The following is a 19,826-nucleotide window of genomic DNA, read 5'->3' as shown; positions in this document are numbered from 1 at the left end:
ATGGATATCTGGAGCAGCGAAAAAAGATCGGAGGTCATGTCCCGAATCAGGAGCAAGGGTACGAAGCCGGAAGTTGCGCTTCGCAAGGCCCTTTTTGCCCGCGGATTTCGCTATCGTGTCAATGTCAAGGCTCTTCCCGGGAAACCGGACATCGTTCTGCCTCGATACAAGACGGTCTTTTTCGTTCATGGATGTTTCTGGCACGGACATCCCGGCTGCAAATATGCCTACACCCCCAGGAGCAATACGGAATTTTGGGTTAACAAGATATCAGGCAACCGGGAACGGGATGCAGTCGTAAAACGCGAACTTGAAGAAGCTGGTTGGAGGGTAATCATCGTTTGGGAATGCAAGATCAGGCACGGGAAGGATTTGGCAGGTTTGATAGAACGGTTATCAGTAGATATCCGTAAATGATCGGAACTGTAAATATTCCTTCAAACGACTAATAGTCATTTCATTCAGAGTATTTGATTTAAGGCTCTGACGAAGTCGGGAAAAGCTTCATCGCTTTTGCTTTGGTATATCAGGCTTGCTTCGCCGGATGCAAAGTCAGATATGCTAATATGCAGAAACTCCTGGAAGATATGTATATGGAGAGAATAGAATCCAAGGCAGCCAAGTTCTTTGACAAGATGGCTACACTAGACCTACTCGCTATCGATGACTTCAGAATGGAGATACTTGACGGGGAACAGTTGCTTGACTTTATGGAGCTTATAGAAGACAGACATGAGAGAAAGTCAACAATCATAGCCAATCAACTTCCTGTTAAGAACTGGTATGATATACTTGCAAAGAATCCGACAATAGCAGATGCCGTACTTGACTGAGTCGTTAAATCTGCCTATAGAATAGAACTCAACGGTGTGAGTCTGAGAAAATAGATATATCTTTGCCATATATCCATAGAGACAGGGAATCTTAGTGGGTGGTTATGACTGAAATCCCTGGGTGGCTATCGAGCGAAATACGCAATTGGAAGGGTGAAAAATTATAAATGCAGGAACGAACTATTTAAATAAATTATACAATGAAAAACGATAAGATTCTATATATTATTTTATTGTCAGTAATTGCATTTTTTATATGTGAAAAATGGTTCTAATGGACTAAAGAACTTAAATATCAATAGTTTGATGAGAAGAGAATTATTCGTTATTCCACCCAAAGAAATAATATCAAGGTTTAAATAAAAGAAATAGCTCTGATTTTAACATCTTGACAGTGAATATCAATGATGGTAAAAGGATACGCATCTATTCAATAGATGCACAACACCTTTTTCCTCAGAAAGATTCAATCTATTTCTATCCAGAGATAAAGAACGGCATGGTTGCAATAAAGTGGAATCGTGAAATTGAAAAATACGTAAACGAAGTACAATAGGCTACGATTATTTGTGGTTAAACTGCTATATTTATATATTATGAATGACTTTGAAGAATATATAAGACAGGGAGAGCCTCAGAAAAGAGAAAAAGGCTATGCTTGGCAAACAGCCATCGGATTGCAGGCAGTGGACGATTTGAAGCCTTCAGAGTATCTGATACAAACGGCACGCCAGCATATTGAGGGCGATATAACTATTGAAGAAGCCAAACAGCTTATAGATCGTTATTATCAATCAAAGACCGTTAGTGCAGGCATTGAAGACAGAACGGAAGAAGCCGATAAGGTTTCAGCTCGTATTGCCGAGATATTATCGGAGAAGACATTCTCTTTTTCGCCGGTTGAGTATATTACTATTCATCGCCGCCTATTCCAAGGCATCTATAAATTTGCAGGAAGGATCAGAGATTATAATATCACCAAAAAGGAATGGGTACTGAAAGGTGAAACCGTGCTTTATGCCAGTGCTGACAGCATACGGGAAACGCTCGATTACGATTTCATGCAGGAGAAGAATTTCAGCTATAAGGATTTGAACATCAACGATGCTGTCACTCACGTCGCCAGGTTTATTTCCGGGGTTTGGCAGATTCACGCTTTCGGTGAGGGGAATACCCGTACCACGGCAGTGTTTACAATTAAATACCTGCGCACGTTTGGCTTCGACATCAGCAATGAGGCGTTTGCCAATCATTCTTGGTATTTCCGTAACGCTTTGGTTCGAGCAAATTATAACAACTTGAGTAAGGGAATTTTCGCTACCACCGAATATATCGAAGCGTTCTTTAGAAACCTTATTCTTTCCGAACACAACGAACTGAAGAACCGGGCAATGCTTGTGCAAGAATCTTCTGCGCAAGGTATCCAAAGTGCAGACACGGCAAAAGAAACCTTTCTAAAGTGCAATATTTGCACTTTGGATTGCACTTTGGAAGAAATTGCCGTGCTGAACTTCTTGCGAGAACAGCCTAAAGCTACGCAAAAAGAAATTGCAGCGCATATAGGCAAATCCGAGAGAACAGTTAAGACCATTACCGTAAATTTGACCGAAAAAGGCATCATAGAACGCAAAAATGGCAAAAGGAACGGTTTTTGGGAATTGAAAACGAACGATTTAAACAGCTAAATTCTCATTTATGGAACGGATTAACAACAGCATAAAACTTCTATCTACAAAATAAAAGAATATGCAGGAGTTCACTCCGTCTATGCCGTGTGCCTCTTCAGAACCGGTTCATTCCCGCAAACGTATCGGTGAAGCGGGAATTGAACTTCTCTTTCAGAAAAGCATTCGTGTGAATAACGAGGATGATGAAAACCACTCATGAGTCTGAGGTATATCTCGCAAAAATGGACTTTTTAAGGGGCAACTAAATAAGAGACCTCACCACCGCCGCCCGGTCCAGCAAGATAGCCACCCTGTGCAAAGATGCCAAGAGAACTGCTCTTGTCCTCGTTTGCGCAGGGTGGCTTTGTCTCTTTTGCTGTCCGGGCGTTCCGGGCAGTTTCTAAAATCTTACCATTATGAAACTGTTGACCGAGGAGATCATCTCCCAATTCGAGGCCCATCCCATCGGGTCCCAGGACGGAAAAGGGCTTCATGCCGAAGTTCTTGTCAAATACTTCAACCCCTGCGGCAGCGGGACGTGGCTCATCACCGAGGCCGAGCGCGAAGGCGACGACTGGCGCCTCTACGGTTATTGCCACATTTTCGAGTGGGAGTGGGGCTATCTGCTCCTCTCGGAGCTGGAGTCGTTGCGACTGCCCTTTGGATTAGGCGTCGAACGCGACCTTTATACCGACGGGAAATACCTCCGTAATTTTCTCTCCGAAGAGGAGATTCGGCAACTGGAGACGTTGGGCTGAAAAAACAGGAGCAACGGGCTGCCCGTTGCTCCTTGTCTTTTGCCTAGGTTTCGGAAATGATCTGGAGTTTCAATCTTGTGCAGAATTTCATTAATCATGGATTCTACATTGTTTGGTGCCGGACCTGAAATAAACATCACGCAAAGAGACGAGATTCAGAGGCTTGCCGGAAATGTTCATTATTTTGGCGAACCTTATTGACTTTTCAGCAATCGGTATTTTGCCCTTTTTTTATGTTGAAAAAATGCAAAATGATCTTTTTTTCGTACTTTCAAACCTTGATTTGCGTTATTGGAACATGGAAAAGACGAAAGACCAGTTGACATTTCATGCGCCGGACCTTACGACCCGTCAGGAACTCCCTGTTGCCGGGGGAGATGTCAAGGCGGGGTTCCCGTCGCCGGCCGACGACTTTCTCGATTCTCCGCTCGACCTGAACCGCGAACTGGTCCACAACCCGGCCTCGACCTTCTTCGTGCGGGTCTCGGGCGACAGCATGGCCGGCGATGGCATCGGCGACGGCGACCTGCTCGTCGTCGATCGTTCGGTGGCCCCTTGTGACGGCTGCATCGCCGTCTGCTACGTTGACGGCGAATTCACGGTCAAGCGCGTGCGGCTCGAAAAGGGTTGCGCCTGGCTGATGCCCTCGAATCCGAAATATCAACCGATTCGCGTGGATGCCGCCAACGACTTCCAGATCTGGGGCATCGTTCGCCACGTCATCAAAACCTTCAAATAGGTGACCATGTACGGGCTCTGCGACTGTAACAATTTCTATACCTCCTGCGAGCGGCTCTTTCGGCCCGATCTGGAGGAGCGTCCTGTCGTGGTGCTCTCGAACAACGACGGCTGCATCATCGCCCGTTCGAACGAGGCCAAGGCCCTCGGCATCGGCATGGGACAGCCCTTCTTCCAGATCCGGCCGCTTGTCGACCGCGGGCTGGTCACGGTCTTTTCGGCCAACTTCGCCCTGTATGGCGACCTGTCGCGCCGCGTGATGGCGACGCTCCGCTCGCTGGTTCCCGGCATCGAGGTCTACTCGATCGACGAGGCCTTCTTCGACCTGCGAGGTATGGCCGAGCCTCTCGATGAACTGGGACGTTCGATCGGTCGCACGATCCGCCGCAATGTCGGGATTCCGGTCAGCATCGGCATCGCACCGACCAAGACGCTGGCCAAGATCGCCTCGAAACTGGCCAAGCAGTACCCCAAGCTCAATGGCTGCTGCTACATGCACCGCCGGGAGGACATCACGAAGGTGTTGCGGAAATTCCCGCTGATGGATGTCTGGGGCATCGGTCGCCGCTACGGGAAGATGTTCGACCGCATGGGATTGCGCACGGCGCAGCAGTTCGTTGAGTTGCCGCAGGAGTGGGTGCGAGCCCGCATGGGGGTCGTGGGACTACGGACGTGGAACGAGTTGCAGGGGATGGAGTGCATCAGTTTCGAACATATGCCGCCCCGCAAGCAGCAGATCACCATCTCGCGCTCCTTTCCGAAGGAGATCTATACGCTGGAGGAACTGGACCCGATCATTGCGGAGTTTGCCTCGATGTGCGCCGAGAAGCTGCGGGGCCAAGGATCGGTTTGCGGCGAGGTACAAAGCTACCTCTTCACGAACCGCCACCGCGAAGACCAGCCCCAGCGTTACGAAACAAGTTTGCAGCTGCTGCCCGAACCGACCGACAGCACGCTGGAGATCGTTCACCAGGCGAGAATTGCCCTGCGGCAGGTCTTCCGGCCGGGCTATGGATACAAGAAGGCCGGCGTGATCCTTTCGCAGATCACCCCGGCCTCCGAACAGCAGGGGGCGCTGTTTTCGCCGCTGGACCGGGAAAAGCACGCCCGGCTGATGGAGGCGCTCGACTCGGTCAACAAGCTCCACGGCAAGGGGACGCTCGTCGTCGCGGCACAGGGGACGGAGCCCTTCCGCATGAACCGCGAGCACCTTTCGCCCCGCTATACGACCGACTGGAATGAACTGTTGACCATAAAATTGCGATAGCTGTAACGATCGGTTTTCGGCCGGGAGGCAACTATAACTTTTATACCGACGGAAAATACCTCCGTGATTTCCTCACCGAAGAGGAGATTCGGCAACTGGAGACGTTGGGCTGAAAAAACAGGAGCAACGGGCCGCCCGTTGCTCCTTGTCTTATCGCTGAATCGGTTTGACGAGATTCTTTTCGAGAATCTTCGCAATCTCGGACATCGGGTAGAGAAACTTTCCGCCGAGGGCCGTGTAGGGGATAATCCGCTCGTCGCGGTAGGTCTGCAGCGACCGTTGGCTCAACCCGAAGAGGTTCCGCACCTCCTCGCCGGTCAGATAGGTCTCCGCATGGAGCTGTGAGGGCAGGGTCTCGATCATCGCCTCGATCCTCTCGATCGCTGCCAGCGCCTTCTCCTGAAGCTCCCTGTACTCCGGAGATTTCCGCGTAATCCACTCTTCCATCATGCCCGGGATTTGATCAGATTGGCATCGAGGATGCGCTTGATGTCGCTCTCTCGGAAATAGACCTTGTTGCCGATCATCGAGTAGGGGATCTTCCGCTGCCGCCGATAGTATTGCAGCACCCGTTTCGAGACGCGCAGCATGCCGCATACCTCCTCCTGGGTCAGCCATCCTCCGGGTTTGCGGGGCATGGTCTTCGTGGCCAGATGGGCCGTCCGGCTCTGCATCCGGTTGACGATCGCCTTCAGTTCCTCGAAGGCGGCCGCCTCAATGAGTTTGCATTCCATGGTATACCATTTTTAGTTCGCAGGGGCCCCGATTCCCGGAACCCGCCCGCAAAATAGGGCGGAATTCCGGAAAAGATGCCGGGTGTCCTTTGCAGACCTTGCATGTCCGACATCGGGCTACAACGCCATATTTTCGGCGACGACCTCCATGTCGCGCATGATCGACGAGTCGAGAACCTTCGCATAGCGGCGCGTCATGTTGACGTTGGCATGGCCGAGCATCTTGGCAACGTTGTCGATCGTGGCGCCGCTGGCCAGCGTCAGGGTTGCGAACGTATGGCGCGCGCAATGCGTCGAGAGATTCTTGCGGATGCCGCAGATGTCGGCCAGCTCCTTCAAGTAGGAGTTCATCTTCTGGTTGCTGCATACGGGAAGCAACACGCCGTGCGTCTGGCAGTAGGGGTGATCCCTGTAACGGTCGATAATCTTTTGCGCCTCGTCGAGCAGCGGAATGTTGCACATGTTCTTGGTCTTCTGCCGCGCCTTGCGGATCCAGATCTTGCCGTGGATGTCCGCCACCAGATGCTCGGGTTTGAGCTGTTGCACGTCCGTAAAGGCCAGCCCCGTCAGACAGCAGAAACAGAAGATGTCGCGAACCTGCGCCAGTCGGGTGATGGTGATCTCCTTGTTGAGCATGGCTTTCAGCTCCTGTTTCTCAAGAAACTCCCGTTCGACAGGATCCAGATGAAACCGAATGTGGGCAAACGGATCCTTCTTCATCCATCCTTTGGCCAGCGCAATGCGAACAATCTTCTTGAAGTTTAGCAGGTACTTTGAGGTCGTGTTGTGGCAGCACCGCCGGACTGTCTTGAGAAAAAACTCGAAGTCTTCGATAAACTGATTTGTGACCTCATCCAGATAGCAGTCCTCCTTTTTGTAGGTCGTGCGCAGGAACTCCTCGGTCAGCCGCAGCGTGGTTTCGTAGCGGATCACCGTTCCCGGGGCGAGGCTGATGCCCGACAGCGCCCTGCACTTTTCGTTGTGGGCTCGGAAAACCTCCATCAACGTGTGACGGTCCGACTGTTCCTTGCCCAGATAGCGGTTCAGAATGATTTGGGCGGAGACCTCTTTCTTGTCGAGTTCGAGGTCCCTTTGTATCCGCAAAATGTTGGCGGAAATGGCGTCCAGGTACAGGTTCAAATCCTTTCCGCCGCGGCATTTTTCGTTGGCTTTTCCTTTTTCCGAGTTCCAGGCGTGCGGCTCGATGAAGCGTTTGATCGAGGCGTCAGCGCGTTCTCCGTTGATTGTCAGACGCATAAACACGGGAGCTTCACCTTTTTTGTTGGTCTTGTCCCGTCGAATGTAAAACAACAGTCCGAATGTTGTCCTTTCCATAAGTACACCGAATTAAGGGTTACAAAATTAGTTTCCCAAGTGTCTCGTGTCAAGAGGAAGACCGCTGCAAACGGATGCAAACCAATCTGTTACGAGCAATTCGGTGTACTTTTTCGGCCCGGAAAAAAGTACACCGAATAGGCCACAGATAACCTGCTTTTCGGTGCTTTTTTCTGCATTTGGACCAAAATAAAAATCCCTGTAAATTCGTGATTTACAGGGATTTGCAATCTTTTGCGTTGTTTCTTGGCGGAGAGGACGAGATTCGAACTCGTGGTACAGGTTGCCCCGTACGTCGGTTTAGCAAACCGGTGGTTTCAGCCACTCACCCACCTCTCCGGACACGCCTTCCGGCTGTTAACTCCGAAAGGGTGTGCAAATATAGAATCTTTTTGGGGAAATACAAAGAAATGAGGTCGAAATTTGTATTTTTACCTAAATCTCCGTCCTTTTGGGACGCTGTCCGTTCGTTGCATATTATATATGGTGCGCAATTTTGCCGGGGTTTCTGCCGCAGCATGGCCTGCATCCGAAAACTGCTTTGTAGCCCCGTGAGGCACGGTCTGCCCGAAATTATGCCGTGACTTTTTCGGGGGCATTGCCCGCCGACTGCTCCGCTGGAGGCCGTTTCACACCTCTTTCATGCCGTTTGACCGCTGCGGAACCGGATTTGCAGGGGAGATGGTACGAATGTAAATGGAATTTTATATCTTTGCATGATATTTCGCTTGTGATGGCAGAGAACGAGAAAAACATACTGGAGAATATCGGAGAGCAGGAATACAAGTACGGCTTCACGACGGACATCGAAACCGAAACCATCGGCAAGGGTCTTTCGGAGGAGGTCGTGCGGCTGATCTCCGCCAAAAAAGGCGAGCCGGAGTGGATGACCGAGCGGCGCGTGGCGGCCTACCGCCATTGGGTGACGCTCGAACCGCCGACCTGGGCCCACCTGACAATCCCCCCGATCGACTTTCAGGAGATCATCTACTATGCAGCTCCCAGGCCGAAGAAAAAACTCGGCTCGATGGACGAAGTCGATCCCGAGCTGAAACGAACCTTCGACAAACTGGGCATTCCGCTCGAGGAGCAGATGGCGCTGGCGGGCGTTGCGGTCGATGCCGTGATGGACTCCGTGTCGGTCAAGACCACCTTCAGGGAGGTGCTGGCCGAGAAGGGTATTCTCTTCTGCTCGATCTCCGAGGCGCTGCGCGACTTCCCCGATCTGGTGAAAAAATACCTCGGGAGCGTCGTGCCTTATACCGACAACTACTACGCTGCGCTGAACGCCGCGGTCTTCTCCGACGGTTCGTTCTGCTACATCCCCAAGGGGGTGCGCTGTCCGATGGAGCTGTCGACCTATTTCCGCATCAACGCCGCCGGCACGGGTCAGTTCGAGCGCACGCTGATCGTGGCCGACGAGGGCGCCTATGTGAGCTACCTCGAAGGCTGCACCGCGCCGCAGCGCGACGAGAACCAGCTCCACGCCGCCGTGGTCGAGATCGTTGTCGAGCGGGATGCCGAGGTGAAATATTCCACCGTCCAGAACTGGTATCCCGGCGACAAGCAGGGCCGGGGCGGCATTTATAACTTCGTCACCAAGCGCGGCATCTGCCGCGAGGGGGCGCGTCTGTCGTGGACGCAGGTCGAGACCGGGTCGGCCATCACGTGGAAATACCCGAGCTGCATCCTCGCGGGCGACAACTCCGTGGGCGAGTTCTACTCGGTGGCCATGACCAACAATTTCCAGCAGGCCGACACGGGAACGAAGATGATCCACGTAGGCCGCAACACCCGCAGCCGCATCGTGTCGAAAGGTATTTCGGCGGGGCGGAGCGAGAACTCCTACCGGGGAATGGTTCGCGTGGCAAAGGGTGCCGAGAACGCTCGCAACTACTCGCAGTGCGATTCGCTGCTCATCGGTGACAAATGCGGGGCGCATACGTTCCCCGTGATCGACGTGCGCAATCCGACGGGAGTGGTCGAGCACGAGGCCACGACCTCGAAAATCTCCGACGACCAGCTGTTCTACTGCAACCAGCGGGGTCTCTCGACGGAGGATGCCGTGGGGCTGATCGTCAACGGCTATGCCCGCGAGGTGCTGTCGAAACTGCCGATGGAATTCGCCGTCGAGGCGCAGAAACTGCTGGCCCTGCAGTTGGAAGGATCGGTCGGGTAGGGTGCAACCTCGGGAGGCGCTGAACTGGGAGCCAAACTCGGGAGGCTCGGACTGGGGAGGCAACTTGTGTGGCGTTGGTCTGGGAGCCAAACTCGGGTGGCGCTGGACTTGGGGCGCCGGGTGCAACTTGGGCCGCCGGACTGGGTCCGCAATCTCGGGGCGAGGAGCTCCGGGAGATTGGAACATGTAAAAACAGGTAAAAAAGATATGTTAAAGGTAAAAAATCTGCATGCCTCGGTCGACGGCAAGGAGATTCTCCGGGGAATCGACCTGGAGGTGAAGGCCGGCGAGGTGCATGCCATCATGGGGCCCAACGGCTCGGGCAAGTCGACGCTGGCGTCGGTGCTGGCCGGCAATGAGAAGTTCACCGTCACCGAAGGGTCGGCCGAATTTCTGGGTTGCGACCTGCTGTCGATGTCCATCGAGGACCGGGCACGGCTGGGACTGTTTCTGGGCTTTCAGTATCCGGTGGAGATTCCGGGCGTGACGATGGCCAATTTCATGAAGCTGGCCGTCAACGAACAGCGCAAGTTCCGCGGAGAGGAGCCGCTTTCGGCCTCCAAATTCCTGCACCTGATGCGCGAGAAGAGCGCTGTGGTGGAACTCTCGGAAAAACTCACCTCGCGTGCCGTGAACGAAGGCTTCTCGGGCGGCGAGAAGAAGAAGAACGAGATTTTCCAGATGGCGATGCTCGACCCGAAACTGGCGATCCTGGACGAGACCGACTCGGGCCTCGACATCGACGCCCTGCGCATCGTTGCCACGGGTGTCACCAAACTTCACCGGGCGGACAACGCAACGGTGGTCATCACTCACTACCAGCGTCTGCTGGATTATATCGTGCCCGACGTGGTGCATGTGCTCTACAAGGGCCGCATCATCCATTCGGGCGACAAGTCGCTGGCCCTCAAGCTCGAAAAGGAGGGCTACGACTGGCTGATCAACGAATACGACAAGTGATGGAGACTCTTCGCGACATCATCCGCGGATTCCGTCCGGCGGGCGGCGAGGTGCTCCGCATCGCCGGCTCCGAGACCGAACCCTTTGCGGCGGTCGATCCCCGACACCTGCATGTCGAGGCTGCGGCGGGAGCTTCGGCGCGCATCGTCGTGCTGTATACGGCGCCCGACGTGTCGTCGCTGACGCTGACGCTGGCCGAAGGGGCGCAGCTGGAACTGATCGAACTCTTCACGGCCGAGGCCTTTGCCGAGGTCGCGGTGAAGCAGGCCGCACACAGCCGCTGCCGCCTGACGACGGTGCTGCTGTCGAGCGCCAACGCTTCGTACCGCATCGACCTCGACGGCGCGGAGGCCGAAAGTGCTCTGGGCGGGGTGTTCCTCGTCGCGGGTGAAGAGCATTGCGTGCTGAAACTGCATACGGCGCACAACGTCGCCGACTGCCGCAGCGACTCCTGCATCAAGGGAGTTGCCGGGGGGCAGGCCGTGGGGGAGTTCTGCGGCATGGTCTATGTGGCTCCCGATGCCCAGCGCACCGATGCCCGCCAGCAGAGCCGCAACATCCTGCTGAGCCGGACGGCCCGCATCGCGACCCAGCCGCAGCTGGAAATCTACGCCGACGACGTGAAGTGCTCGCACGGCGCGACGGTGGGGCAGATGGATGCCGAGGCGATACTTTACATGCGGCAGCGCGGTCTGAGCGAAGCCCAGGCCCGGCGGTTGCAGATCGAAGGATTCGTCGGCGATGTGGTGACCCGCTGCGGCATCGAACCGTTGTGCGGGGCGATTCTGGAACGGGCCGCGGCGAAAATCGAAACCTTGTGATCCATGTTCGACGTTGAAAAAATACGGGAGGAGTTCCCGATCCTGCACCGCGAAGTCTATGGCAAGCCGCTGGTTTACCTCGACAGCGGGGCTACGGCACAGAAACCCCGGGCGGTGATCGATGCGGTCGATCGCTTCCACCGGGAGCTGAATGCCAACATTCACCGCGGGGTGCATTTCCTTTCGGAGGAGGCGACGGCGCTCTATGAAGCCGCCCGGGAACGGATCGCCTCATTCGTCGGCGCGGCCGCGAAGGAGGAGATCGTCTTCACGGCGGGCGCCACGGCGTCGCTCAATACGGTGGCCTATGCCTGGGGCGATGCCTTCGTCGGGGCGGGGGACAACATCCTCGTCAGCGAGATGGAGCACCACTCGAACATCGTGCCGTGGCAGATGCTGGCCGAACGCAGGGGGGCCGAACTCCGCGTGCTTCCGTTCGACGAGGCGGGAGCCTTGCGCACGGATCTCCTGCCGACGCTTGTGGATGCCCGCACGCGCGTGGTGGCCGTCACGCAGGCGTCGAATACGCTCGGCACACGGCCCGACCTGCGGCCTGTCGTCGAGGCGGCGCATGCCGTGGGAGCCATTGTCGTTGTCGACGGCTGCCAGGGTGTGGTCCACGGCGGGGTCGATGTCCGTGCCATGGACTGCGACTTCTACGCCTTCTCGGGCCACAAGCTCTACGGGCCGACGGGCATCGGCGTGCTGTACGGCAAGCGCGAACTGCTGGAACGCATGCCGCCGTTCCTGGGCGGCGGCGACATGGTCGACAGGGTCACGTTTGCAAAGACCACCTATGCCCCCGTACCGCTGAAATTCGAGGCCGGAACGGCCAATTTCGTGGGCGCCATCGGGCTGGGAGAGGCCGTGAAGTTCGTGCAGCAGTTCGACCCTGCGGAGATCGAGGCCCACGAGGAGGCGCTGCTGCGTCGTGCCGCGGAGCGGCTGGAGGCGATCGACGGACTGCGTATTTACGGCACGGTGCCCGGCAAGTGCGCCATCCTCTCGTTCAATGTCGCGGGCGTGCACCCCTATGATATGGGGATGATTCTCGATAAGCTGGGCATTGCGGTCCGCACGGGGCAGCACTGCGCCGAACCCGTCATGGACCACTACGCGACGACGGGCATGTGTCGGGCCTCGTTCGCCTTGTACAATACGCTCTCCGAGGTCGATGCGCTGGCTGCGGGGGTCGAACGGGCTGTGAAAATGCTTCGAAGTCAGCGTTGAGCGTTCAGAAGCTCTTCCGGTTGCGATGCGACCGGCCTCCGTCGTCCGACGGACCGGTTTGCACAGGAGGGCGACGGCGAAAGGACGCACGATGCTCCGATAATGATTGTGAGATATTAAAAATTACTGACCGATGTTCATCGTACTCGAAGGCTTGGACGGAGCGGGCAAGTCGACCCAGATCCGTCTGTTGCGCCAGATGTTTGCGGAGCGTGGCGTGGAGAGCGCCTACGTGCATTTTCCGCGTTTCGACGCGCCGGTGTACGGCGAGCTGATCGCCCGCTTTCTGCGGGGCGAATTCGGTGGTGTGAACGAGGTCGACCCCTATCTGGTGGCCCTGCTCTTCGCGGGTGACCGTGCGGCGGCCGGCCCGCAGATCCGGGAGTGGATCGCCTCAGGCAAAGCCGTCATCCTCGACCGTTACGTCTATTCGAACGTGGGTTACCAATGTGCGAAACTTCCCGCCGGCGAGGGCCGCGACCGCCTGTCGCAGTGGATTCTGGATCTGGAATTCGGATCCAACAACCTGCCGCGCCCCGACCTGTCGCTGTTCCTCGACGTGCCGTTCGCCTTCACCGAGCGCAAGCTCACGGAGGTCCGCCGGGGAGACGACCGCGACTACCTGCAGGGCAGCCGGGACATCCACGAAGACGCTCTCGACCTGCAACGTCGCGTGCGGGAGGTCTACCTCGCCGCGGCGGCGAAGGACGCTTCGCTGCGGGTGGTCGACTGTCGCGATGCGTCGGGGGCGATGGCTTCGCCCGAAGAGATTTTCGAAAAAATACGGGCCGTGCTGGCCCCGATACTCGACGCGCGATGAGAAAAACCCGGATTTTCAAAATTACGGCTAATATCTGCCGGCTGATCCTCGCCTGCACGTTCATCGTCTCGGGATTCACGAAGGTGATCGACCCGTGGGGCACGGCGCTGAAGGTCAACGAGTACCTTTCGATCTACGGGCTCGACTACCTGCAGCCCGGAGCGATGGCCTTTTCGATCTGGCTGTGCGGTGCCGAGCTGATGATGGGCTGCATGCTGCTGTTCAAGGTCCGCATCCGGCTGATTTCGATCTTCGCCGTGCTGTCGATGGTTTTCTTCACGCTGCTGACACTGTTGAGCGCCACGCTCATCCCGGTCGAGGACTGCGGCTGCTTCGGCGAGGCGCTGAAACTCTCCCCGTGGGAGACTTTCGCCAAGAATGTCGTGCTGCTGCCGATGGCCTTCGTGGTGTGGTGGCGTTACCGTCCCGACAAGATTTTTGCCTTCAAGCCGTTGGAAATCGTGCTGACGGGCACGTTCTTCTTTTTGTCGATGTACCTCGGCTATTACTGTTACATCCACCTGCCGCTGATCGACTTTTTGCCCTATAAGGTCGGGGTGAATATCCGCCAGGCGATGCAGGCTCCCGTCGTCGAACCGGGGGAGTCGGAGACCGTGCTGATCTACCGCAACCGGCAGACGGGCCGCGAGCGCGAGTTCTCGCTGGAGGAGACCGAGTGGCAGGATACGGCAAAGTGGGAGTGGGTCGACACCCGCACCACGAGCGAAGTCCCGGCCGTGAGGCCCCTTGTGAGCGAATTTGCCCTGCGCGATGCCGAGGGCGACGCCACGGAGACGGTGCTGACGATGCCGGGGCGGGTCTACCTGCTTTGCGTCACGGATTTCGACCACCTTCCGCGTTCGTGCGCCCGACGTATGGGGCGGCTTGCGGAGCGGGCCCGCGAGGAGGGAGCGCACGTGATCTGCCTGACGCCCGATCCGCTTTACGGCGTCACGTGGTATGAGTTCGGCTCGGAGGAGGTGCGGTGCTACAACATCGATGCCTCGACGATGAAAACCATGCTCCGTGCCAATAACGGACTTGTCGTGCTGGACGACGGAACCATCACCTCTAAAAAGAACTGTCGCGATATTCGTCCGTAGGGGTACCCTGCGGGCCGCTGGTATGAAAGTTGACACCGGAAAAGGGTGTCAACTTTTTTCGTATGCGCATCGTCCCCATTTTAGCGATCGCCCTGCTTGCCGGGGCGTGTTCCCGCAGGACGCCCGCTCCTGCGGTGGTCCGTCCCGTGAAGGTCGCGACAGCTGCCGGCGCGGGTCTTATCGACAAGGATTTCGCCGGCATGGCCACTCCCGACGAGGCCGTGAACCTCGCCTTCAAGGTGGCGGGACAGGTCCTTGACGTTCCCGTTTCGCAGGGCGCGGGGGTGAAGAAGGGCGAACTGCTGGCCGAACTCGATCCCCGGGACATCGAGTTGCAGGTCGCTGCGACCCGCTCGGCCTTCGAGCAGGCCCGCTCGCAGCAGCAGCGCATGCAGCGGCTTCTGGCGCACGAGGCGGTGTCGCGGCAGGATGCCGAAGCGGCCGCTACGCGCTATGCGCAGGCCCGCTCGACCTATGAGAACACCCTCGACCTGCTGAAGGACACCCGCCTGAAAGCCCCGTTCGCCGGGATCGTCGAGCGGAAGTATGTCGATAATTTCGAGCGCGTGCAGGCCGGACAGCCGATCCTCCGGCTGGTCAATCCCGTCACCCGTACCGTCCAGTTCACGTTGCCCGAAAATGCGCTGTCGCTGCTGCGCGACAGTTCGACACACTTTAGCGTTGCGTTCGACAACTACCGGGGCGAGGCCATTCCGGCCCGCTTGAAAGAGTATGTCAAAACCTCGTCCGATGCCTCGGGATTCCCCGTGTCGCTGACCCTCGAAAATCTCGATCCGACCCGTTACCGCATTTCGCCCGGCATGTCGTGCACGATCACCATGTCGAGCCCCGATCCCGTTCCCGATGCCGTGTCGTTGCCCGTTTCGGCCGTCTATGCCCCGGCCGAGGGCGGGACCTACGTCTGGGTCATCGGCGCGGGCGATCGGGTCATGCGGCGCGCGGTGACGCTCGGGGAGCTGTTCGGCCGCGACCGGGTGGTCGTCGACGGCGGCGTTGCGCCCGGCGAACGGGTCGTCACGGCGGGAGTCTACCAGTTGCGCGAGGGCGAACGGGTCCGCATCTTAAAATGACACAGCCATGAACCTGCCCGAATATTCGTTGCGTAGCGCCAAGGTCATCTGGTTCTTCCTCGCCGTGTTGGTGGCGGGCGGGATCCTGGGCTTCGCCACACTGGGCAAGAAGGAGGATGCGGTCTTCGTCATCAAGTCGGCATCGCTCGTCTGCTCCTACCCGGGCGCCACGCCGCAGCAGGTCGAGGCGCTCATCACCGAACCCATCGAACGCGAGGTGCAGTCGATGCGCCGCGTGCACCAAATCACCTCCGAATCCTACTACGGGCTTTCGAAAATCCAGGTCGAACTGGACCCTGCCACGCGTGCCGGTGAGATCCCGCAGCTGTGGGACGAACTGCGCCGCAAGGTGCTCAATATCCAGCCGCGCCTGCCCGCGGGGGCTTCGGCGGTGACCGTTGCCGACGATTTCGGCGATGTCTACGGCATCTACTACGGGCTTTCGGTCGACGGGGGCTTCAGCTGGAGCGAACTGCGCGACTGGGCGCAGCGGCTCAAAACGGCGCTCGTGGCGGTCGACGGCGTGCAGAAGGTGACCCTCTACGGCGAACAGACGCCCGTGGTGAACGTCTGGGTCAACATGGCGACACTGGCCAATTTCTCCATCCGTCCCGAAGCCATCGTCGCGACCATCGGCCAGCAGAATTCCATCGTCGACAGCGGCGAGAAGCAGGCCGGGAAACTCCGGATCCGGATTCTTGAAGACGGGACCTACAAGAGGCTCGACGACCTCTCGGATCAGCTGCTGATCTCCTCCTCGGGGCGGCAGTACCGCCTGGGCGACATCGCCCGCATCGAGCGGGGCTACGCCGATCCGCTGCAGACGATGATGCGCGTCGACGGGCGCCGCGCCGTGGGCATCGGCATCTCGACCGAGGCGGGTGTCGACGTGGTGAAGACCGGAGCGAAGATCGAGTCCCTGCTGGCTCAGCTCACGCGGCAGATGCCTCTGGGCATGGAGCTGACGGTGCTCTATCCCGAGAACCGCATCGCCCGGGAGGCCAATTCCCGCTTCCTGCTCAACCTGGCCGAGTCGGTAGCCATCGTCATTCTGATCATCATGCTCGTCATGGGGTTCCGCGCCGGGGTGCTGATCGGCAGTTCGCTGCTCTTCTCGATCGGCGGCACGCTGCTCCTGATGCAGTTTCTGGGCGAGGGACTGAATCGCACCTCGCTGGCCGGCTTCATCATCGCGATGGGCATGCTCGTCGATAATGCCATCGTCGTCACCGACAATGCACAACAGGCCATGCTGCGGGGCGTGGCACGCCGCAGCGCCGTCGTCGACGGAGCCAACGCCCCGCGGTGGAGCCTGTTGGGAGCCACCCTGATCGCCATTTTCTCGTTTCTGCCGCTCTACCTGGCGCCCTCGGCGGTGGCTGAGATCGTCAAACCGCTGTTCGTCGTGCTGGCCCTCTCGCTGCTGCTGAGTTGGGTGCTGGCCCTGACGCAGACGCCGCTGTTCGGCAATTTCATGCTCGCGGTGAAACCCCTTGCCGGCGATCCCTACGACACGCGTTTCTACCGTGCCTTCGATGTTTTTCTGGCCGCCCTGCTGCGGTGGCGGTGGCTCGTCGTGGCGACGGTCGCCGGGCTGTTCGTCCTGTCGCTGGTCGTCATGGGGCTGATGCCCGGCAACTTCTTTCCGTCGCTCGACAAACCCTATTTCCGGGCCGACGTGCTACTGCCCGAGGGCTATGACATCCGCGACACGGAGCGCAACCTGCTCGCCATGGAGGAGTGGCTGCGCGCACAGCCCGAGGTGAAGCGGGTTTCGATGACACTCGGGTCGACGCCTCCGCGTTACTATCTGGCCAGCAGCAGCATTTCGTTGCGCCCCAATTTCGGCAACATCCTCGTCGAACTGCACGACAAGCGGCAGACTGCGGCCGTCGAAGAGCGTTTCAACGCCCATGTTGCCGGGAATTTCCCCGACGTGTGGCTGCGCTCGTCGCTGTTCAAGCTCTCGCCCGTGCCCGATGCGGCCATCGAATTTGGCTTCATCGGCGATAACATCGATACCCTGTGCCGCCTGACGGCCCGGGCCGAGCGGGCGATGCGCAATACGCCCGGGGCTGAGAACATCCGCAACGGCTGGGGCAACCGCGTGCCGATGTGGCAGCCGCTCTATTCGCAGATGAAGGGCCAGCGTATCGGCATCACCCGCAGCCAGATGGCCCGCGGCATCACCATCGCCACGCAGGGCTATCCCTTGGGGGAATACCGCGAGGGCGACCAGTTTCTGCCGATCTTGTTGAAGGACGAGAACATCGGGTCGTACAACCTGACCAATTTGCAGGCCCTGCCGATCTTCACTCCTTCGGGCCGGGTTTTCTCGATCGAGCAGGCGACCGACGGATTCCGCTTCGACTTCCGGCCGGGTGTCATCAAGCGCTTCAACCGCCAGCGGGTGATGAAGGCCCAATGCGACCCGGGCCGCGGGGTCAACACCATGCGGCTCTTCGCCGCGCTGCGCGATTCGGTGGAGCGTACGGTCGCGCTTCCCGAGGGCTACTCGATGAAGGTCTTCGGCGAGCAGGAGAGCCAACAGGAGTCCAACGAGGCGCTGGCCAAATACATGCCGCTGACGCTGGTGCTCATCCTCATTGTCCTGCTGCTGCTCTTCCGCAACTACCGCGAACCGGTCGTCATTCTGCTGATGATCCCCCTGATCTTCATCGGCGTGGTGCTGGGTTTGGCCGTCACGGGCAAGGTGTTCAACTTTTTCTCCCTGCTGGGACTCCTGGGACTTGTCGGCATGAACATCAAGAATGCCGTGGTGCTCGTCGAGCAGATCGGAGTGCTGCGGGCCGCGGGCAAATCCCCCTACGAGGCCCTGCTCTCTGCGACGCGCAGCCGTATCGTTCCGGTGGCGATGGCCTCGGGGACGACCATTCTGGGCATGCTGCCGCTGTTGTTCGACTCGATGTTCGGTGCTATGGCCGCCACGATCATGGGCGGACTTCTGGTCGCCACGCTGCTGACGATCTGCGTCCTCCCGGTGGTCTACGCGCTGTTCTACAATATCCGCAAGCCATGAAGATCACAGTTTCGCTAATCGTCCTATGCCTTTGCGCCCCGGCCTTCGGGCAGACCTCGCTGGCTGACTACCGCACCGCCGTTGCCGATTACAGCTGGCAGCTGAAGGTCGCCGTCTCGAAGAGCGCTGCGGCGGCCGAGACGGCCGGACTGGCCCGCACGGGCTACTTGCCGCGGTTGTCGATGGACGGCAGTTTCACGGCTACCGTGCGCCATTTCGAAGGTGTGGAACACTGGACGTTCAGCCTCCTGCCGCAGCTGGTACAGACCGTCTACGGCGGCGGTGCGGTGCGGGCCGCGGTCCGGCAGGCCCGGCTGGGTTACGACATCGCGCTGTGCGACGAGGAGTTCTCGCGCCTCGACGTGCGCTATGCCGCCGACTACGCCTACTGGAACCTCTCGGCCGTGGAACTCTATGTCACCTCGATGCGCCGTTACGTTGCGATCATCCGTTCGCTCAAGGAGGTCGTCGACCGCCGTTTTGCGGAGGGCTATATCGCCAAGGGCGACGTGCTGATGATCGACGCACGGCTGAGCGAGGCCGAATATTCGCTCGTGAGTGCCGAGCGGAGCTATGAGGTGGCGCTCCACAACTTCAACATCCTCCGCGGAACCGACGCCGCGCTCGGCGTCCAGCTTGCTCAGGGCATCCGCGACTCGCTGCCGATGCCCGCACGGGTCGTGACGGCCGAGGTCCTGGAGCGGCGTCCCGACTATGCCGCCGCACGGTTGCGCTCGGAGCAGGCCGAGACGGGAATCCGGGCCGCCCGCGCGCCGTTCAATCCGCAGGTGAGCGTCGGTATCGGCGGCATGTGGCAACCCTATCTCCCCAACAGCACGGGCGCGACCTACGTCAACGGATCGGCCTTCGTGAAACTCTCCGTGCCGATTTTCCACTGGGGCGAACGCCGCCGTGCCGTGGGGACGGCGCGCGCCGTGCAGTTGCAGCAGGAGTGGAACGCCGCGCTCGTGCACGATGACATCGTGCGCGAGGAGATGAACGGCTGGACGGCCCTCGTGCAGAGCCATGCGCAGGTCGACGCCTCGGAGCAGAGTCTCCGCATCGCGGGCGAGAACCTCTCCATCAGCACCTATTCCTACGGTGAGGGCCTGGCCACCATCCTCGACGTCCTGCAGGCCCAGCTGAGCTGGATCCAGCTCTATTCGAACGCCATAAAGGCGCATTACAACTACGCCGTGGCGGTTTCCGACTACCAGCGCATCACGGCACAGTAGAAAAACGGCGGAGAA

The 19,826-nt window shown here is 58.2% G+C and carries 17 protein-coding genes, 1 tRNA gene and 2 pseudogenes; 16 read left to right on the top strand and 4 right to left on the bottom strand.

The window, feature by feature from the left end; genetic code table 11:
• The 7 genes and pseudogenes from vsr (at position 1) to QZ460_RS06735 (ending at position 5,263) form a co-directional block, all read left to right on the top strand.
• Positions 1-417 carry a very short patch repair endonuclease gene (vsr, locus tag QZ460_RS06765; RefSeq protein ID WP_290540815.1) on the top strand — a complete coding sequence of 139 codons (417 nt, stop codon included), beginning with the start codon at positions 1-3 and terminating at the stop codon, positions 415-417.
• A 77-nt stretch (positions 418-494) separates the two neighbouring features.
• Positions 495-833 (top strand): annotated as a pseudogene (locus QZ460_RS06760) (ATP-binding protein); the annotation flags it as partial.
• Positions 834-1,429: 596 nt separating this feature from the next.
• Positions 1,430-2,518 (top strand): Fic family protein, encoded by a 1,089-nt coding sequence (locus QZ460_RS06755; RefSeq protein WP_290540814.1) that lies wholly within the window; start codon positions 1,430-1,432, stop codon positions 2,516-2,518.
• A 61-nt stretch (positions 2,519-2,579) separates the two neighbouring features.
• Positions 2,580-2,714, top strand: a pseudogene (locus QZ460_RS06750) (IS5/IS1182 family transposase); the annotation flags it as partial.
• Positions 2,715-2,916: 202 nt separating this feature from the next.
• Positions 2,917-3,258: a DUF2958 domain-containing protein gene (locus tag QZ460_RS06745; protein WP_290540813.1), complete on the top strand. Its 342-nt coding sequence runs from the start codon at positions 2,917-2,919 to the stop codon at positions 3,256-3,258.
• A 298-nt stretch (positions 3,259-3,556) separates the two neighbouring features.
• Positions 3,557-3,997, top strand: coding sequence for a translesion error-prone DNA polymerase V autoproteolytic subunit (umuD, locus tag QZ460_RS06740; protein WP_290540812.1), 441 nt, complete (start codon positions 3,557-3,559; stop codon positions 3,995-3,997).
• Positions 3,998-4,003: 6 nt separating this feature from the next.
• On the top strand, positions 4,004-5,263 hold the full coding sequence (locus tag QZ460_RS06735) for a Y-family DNA polymerase (protein ID WP_290540833.1): 1,260 nt from the start codon (positions 4,004-4,006) through the stop codon (positions 5,261-5,263).
• A 150-nt stretch (positions 5,264-5,413) separates the two neighbouring features.
• Here QZ460_RS06735 and QZ460_RS06730 read toward each other — a convergent pair whose 3' ends face one another.
• From QZ460_RS06730 to QZ460_RS06715, 4 genes are all read right to left on the bottom strand, one after another.
• Positions 5,414-5,710 carry a helix-turn-helix domain-containing protein gene (locus QZ460_RS06730; RefSeq protein WP_290540811.1) on the bottom strand — a complete coding sequence of 99 codons (297 nt, stop codon included), beginning with the start codon at positions 5,708-5,710 and terminating at the stop codon, positions 5,414-5,416.
• Positions 5,710-5,997: a helix-turn-helix domain-containing protein gene (locus QZ460_RS06725; RefSeq protein ID WP_290540810.1), complete on the bottom strand. Its 288-nt coding sequence runs from the start codon at positions 5,995-5,997 to the stop codon at positions 5,710-5,712. The genes QZ460_RS06730 and QZ460_RS06725 overlap by 1 nt, the downstream gene beginning before the upstream one ends.
• 117 nt (positions 5,998-6,114) lie before the next feature.
• Entirely contained in the window at positions 6,115-7,332 is a 1,218-nt protein-coding gene (locus QZ460_RS06720; protein ID WP_290540809.1) for a site-specific integrase, read from the bottom strand.
• Between the two features lie 247 nt (positions 7,333-7,579).
• Positions 7,580-7,671: transfer RNA gene (locus QZ460_RS06715), tRNA-Ser, on the bottom strand.
• 394 nt (positions 7,672-8,065) lie between these two features.
• On the opposite strand from QZ460_RS06715, the gene sufB reads away from it, so the two are divergent.
• The 9 genes from sufB (at position 8,066) to QZ460_RS06670 (ending at position 19,811) form a co-directional block, all read left to right on the top strand.
• A complete protein-coding gene (sufB, locus tag QZ460_RS06710; RefSeq protein ID WP_290540808.1) occupies positions 8,066-9,511 on the top strand; it encodes a Fe-S cluster assembly protein SufB in 1,446 nt (481 codons plus the stop codon).
• A gap of 207 nt (positions 9,512-9,718) precedes the next feature.
• Complete coding sequence (sufC, locus tag QZ460_RS06705; protein ID WP_290540807.1) at positions 9,719-10,471, top strand: Fe-S cluster assembly ATPase SufC; 753 nt, start codon at positions 9,719-9,721, stop codon at positions 10,469-10,471.
• Positions 10,471-11,292, top strand: coding sequence for a SufD family Fe-S cluster assembly protein (locus tag QZ460_RS06700; protein ID WP_290540806.1), 822 nt, complete (start codon positions 10,471-10,473; stop codon positions 11,290-11,292). Before sufC ends, QZ460_RS06700 begins: the two co-directional genes overlap by 1 nt.
• A gap of 3 nt (positions 11,293-11,295) precedes the next feature.
• Positions 11,296-12,522, top strand: coding sequence for a cysteine desulfurase (locus QZ460_RS06695; protein WP_290540805.1), 1,227 nt, complete (start codon positions 11,296-11,298; stop codon positions 12,520-12,522).
• Positions 12,523-12,655: 133 nt separating this feature from the next.
• Entirely contained in the window at positions 12,656-13,342 is a 687-nt protein-coding gene (tmk, locus tag QZ460_RS06690; RefSeq protein ID WP_290540804.1) for a dTMP kinase, read from the top strand.
• Positions 13,339-14,445: a BT_3928 family protein gene (locus QZ460_RS06685; RefSeq protein WP_290540803.1), complete on the top strand. Its 1,107-nt coding sequence runs from the start codon at positions 13,339-13,341 to the stop codon at positions 14,443-14,445. Before tmk ends, QZ460_RS06685 begins: the two co-directional genes overlap by 4 nt.
• 62 nt (positions 14,446-14,507) lie before the next feature.
• Positions 14,508-15,536: an efflux RND transporter periplasmic adaptor subunit gene (locus tag QZ460_RS06680; RefSeq protein WP_290540802.1), complete on the top strand. Its 1,029-nt coding sequence runs from the start codon at positions 14,508-14,510 to the stop codon at positions 15,534-15,536.
• Between the two features lie 7 nt (positions 15,537-15,543).
• On the top strand, positions 15,544-18,576 hold the full coding sequence (locus QZ460_RS06675; RefSeq protein ID WP_290540801.1) for an efflux RND transporter permease subunit: 3,033 nt from the start codon (positions 15,544-15,546) through the stop codon (positions 18,574-18,576).
• Complete coding sequence (locus QZ460_RS06670; protein WP_290540800.1) at positions 18,573-19,811, top strand: TolC family protein; 1,239 nt, start codon at positions 18,573-18,575, stop codon at positions 19,809-19,811. Before QZ460_RS06675 ends, QZ460_RS06670 begins: the two co-directional genes overlap by 4 nt.
• The last annotated feature ends 15 nt before the right edge of the window (positions 19,812-19,826 follow it).

This window comes from Alistipes sp., from assembly GCF_020026455.1.
Taxonomy (GTDB): domain Bacteria; phylum Bacteroidota; class Bacteroidia; order Bacteroidales; family Rikenellaceae; genus Alistipes.
This window is presented reverse-complemented; position numbering and strand designations above follow the sequence as displayed.

Coding starts and splice junctions, on each gene's coding strand:
- sufC (WP_290540807.1), top strand. CDS start 9,719: ATGTTAAAGGTAAAAAATCTGCATGCCTCGGTCGACGGCAAGGAGATT.
- QZ460_RS06720 (WP_290540809.1), bottom strand. CDS start 7,332: ATGGAAAGGACAACATTCGGACTGTTGTTTTACATTCGACGGGACAAG.
- QZ460_RS06730 (WP_290540811.1), bottom strand. CDS start 5,710: ATGGAAGAGTGGATTACGCGGAAATCTCCGGAGTACAGGGAGCTTCAG.
- QZ460_RS06735 (WP_290540833.1), top strand. CDS start 4,004: ATGTACGGGCTCTGCGACTGTAACAATTTCTATACCTCCTGCGAGCGG.
- QZ460_RS06695 (WP_290540805.1), top strand. CDS start 11,296: ATGTTCGACGTTGAAAAAATACGGGAGGAGTTCCCGATCCTGCACCGC.
- sufB (WP_290540808.1), top strand. CDS start 8,066: ATGGCAGAGAACGAGAAAAACATACTGGAGAATATCGGAGAGCAGGAA.
- QZ460_RS06725 (WP_290540810.1), bottom strand. CDS start 5,997: ATGGAATGCAAACTCATTGAGGCGGCCGCCTTCGAGGAACTGAAGGCG.
- QZ460_RS06755 (WP_290540814.1), top strand. CDS start 1,430: ATGAATGACTTTGAAGAATATATAAGACAGGGAGAGCCTCAGAAAAGA.
- vsr (WP_290540815.1), top strand. CDS start 1: ATGGATATCTGGAGCAGCGAAAAAAGATCGGAGGTCATGTCCCGAATC.
- QZ460_RS06670 (WP_290540800.1), top strand. CDS start 18,573: ATGAAGATCACAGTTTCGCTAATCGTCCTATGCCTTTGCGCCCCGGCC.
- QZ460_RS06745 (WP_290540813.1), top strand. CDS start 2,917: ATGAAACTGTTGACCGAGGAGATCATCTCCCAATTCGAGGCCCATCCC.
- QZ460_RS06675 (WP_290540801.1), top strand. CDS start 15,544: ATGAACCTGCCCGAATATTCGTTGCGTAGCGCCAAGGTCATCTGGTTC.
- QZ460_RS06700 (WP_290540806.1), top strand. CDS start 10,471: ATGGAGACTCTTCGCGACATCATCCGCGGATTCCGTCCGGCGGGCGGC.
- umuD (WP_290540812.1), top strand. CDS start 3,557: ATGGAAAAGACGAAAGACCAGTTGACATTTCATGCGCCGGACCTTACG.
- QZ460_RS06680 (WP_290540802.1), top strand. CDS start 14,508: ATGCGCATCGTCCCCATTTTAGCGATCGCCCTGCTTGCCGGGGCGTGT.
- tmk (WP_290540804.1), top strand. CDS start 12,656: ATGTTCATCGTACTCGAAGGCTTGGACGGAGCGGGCAAGTCGACCCAG.
- QZ460_RS06685 (WP_290540803.1), top strand. CDS start 13,339: ATGAGAAAAACCCGGATTTTCAAAATTACGGCTAATATCTGCCGGCTG.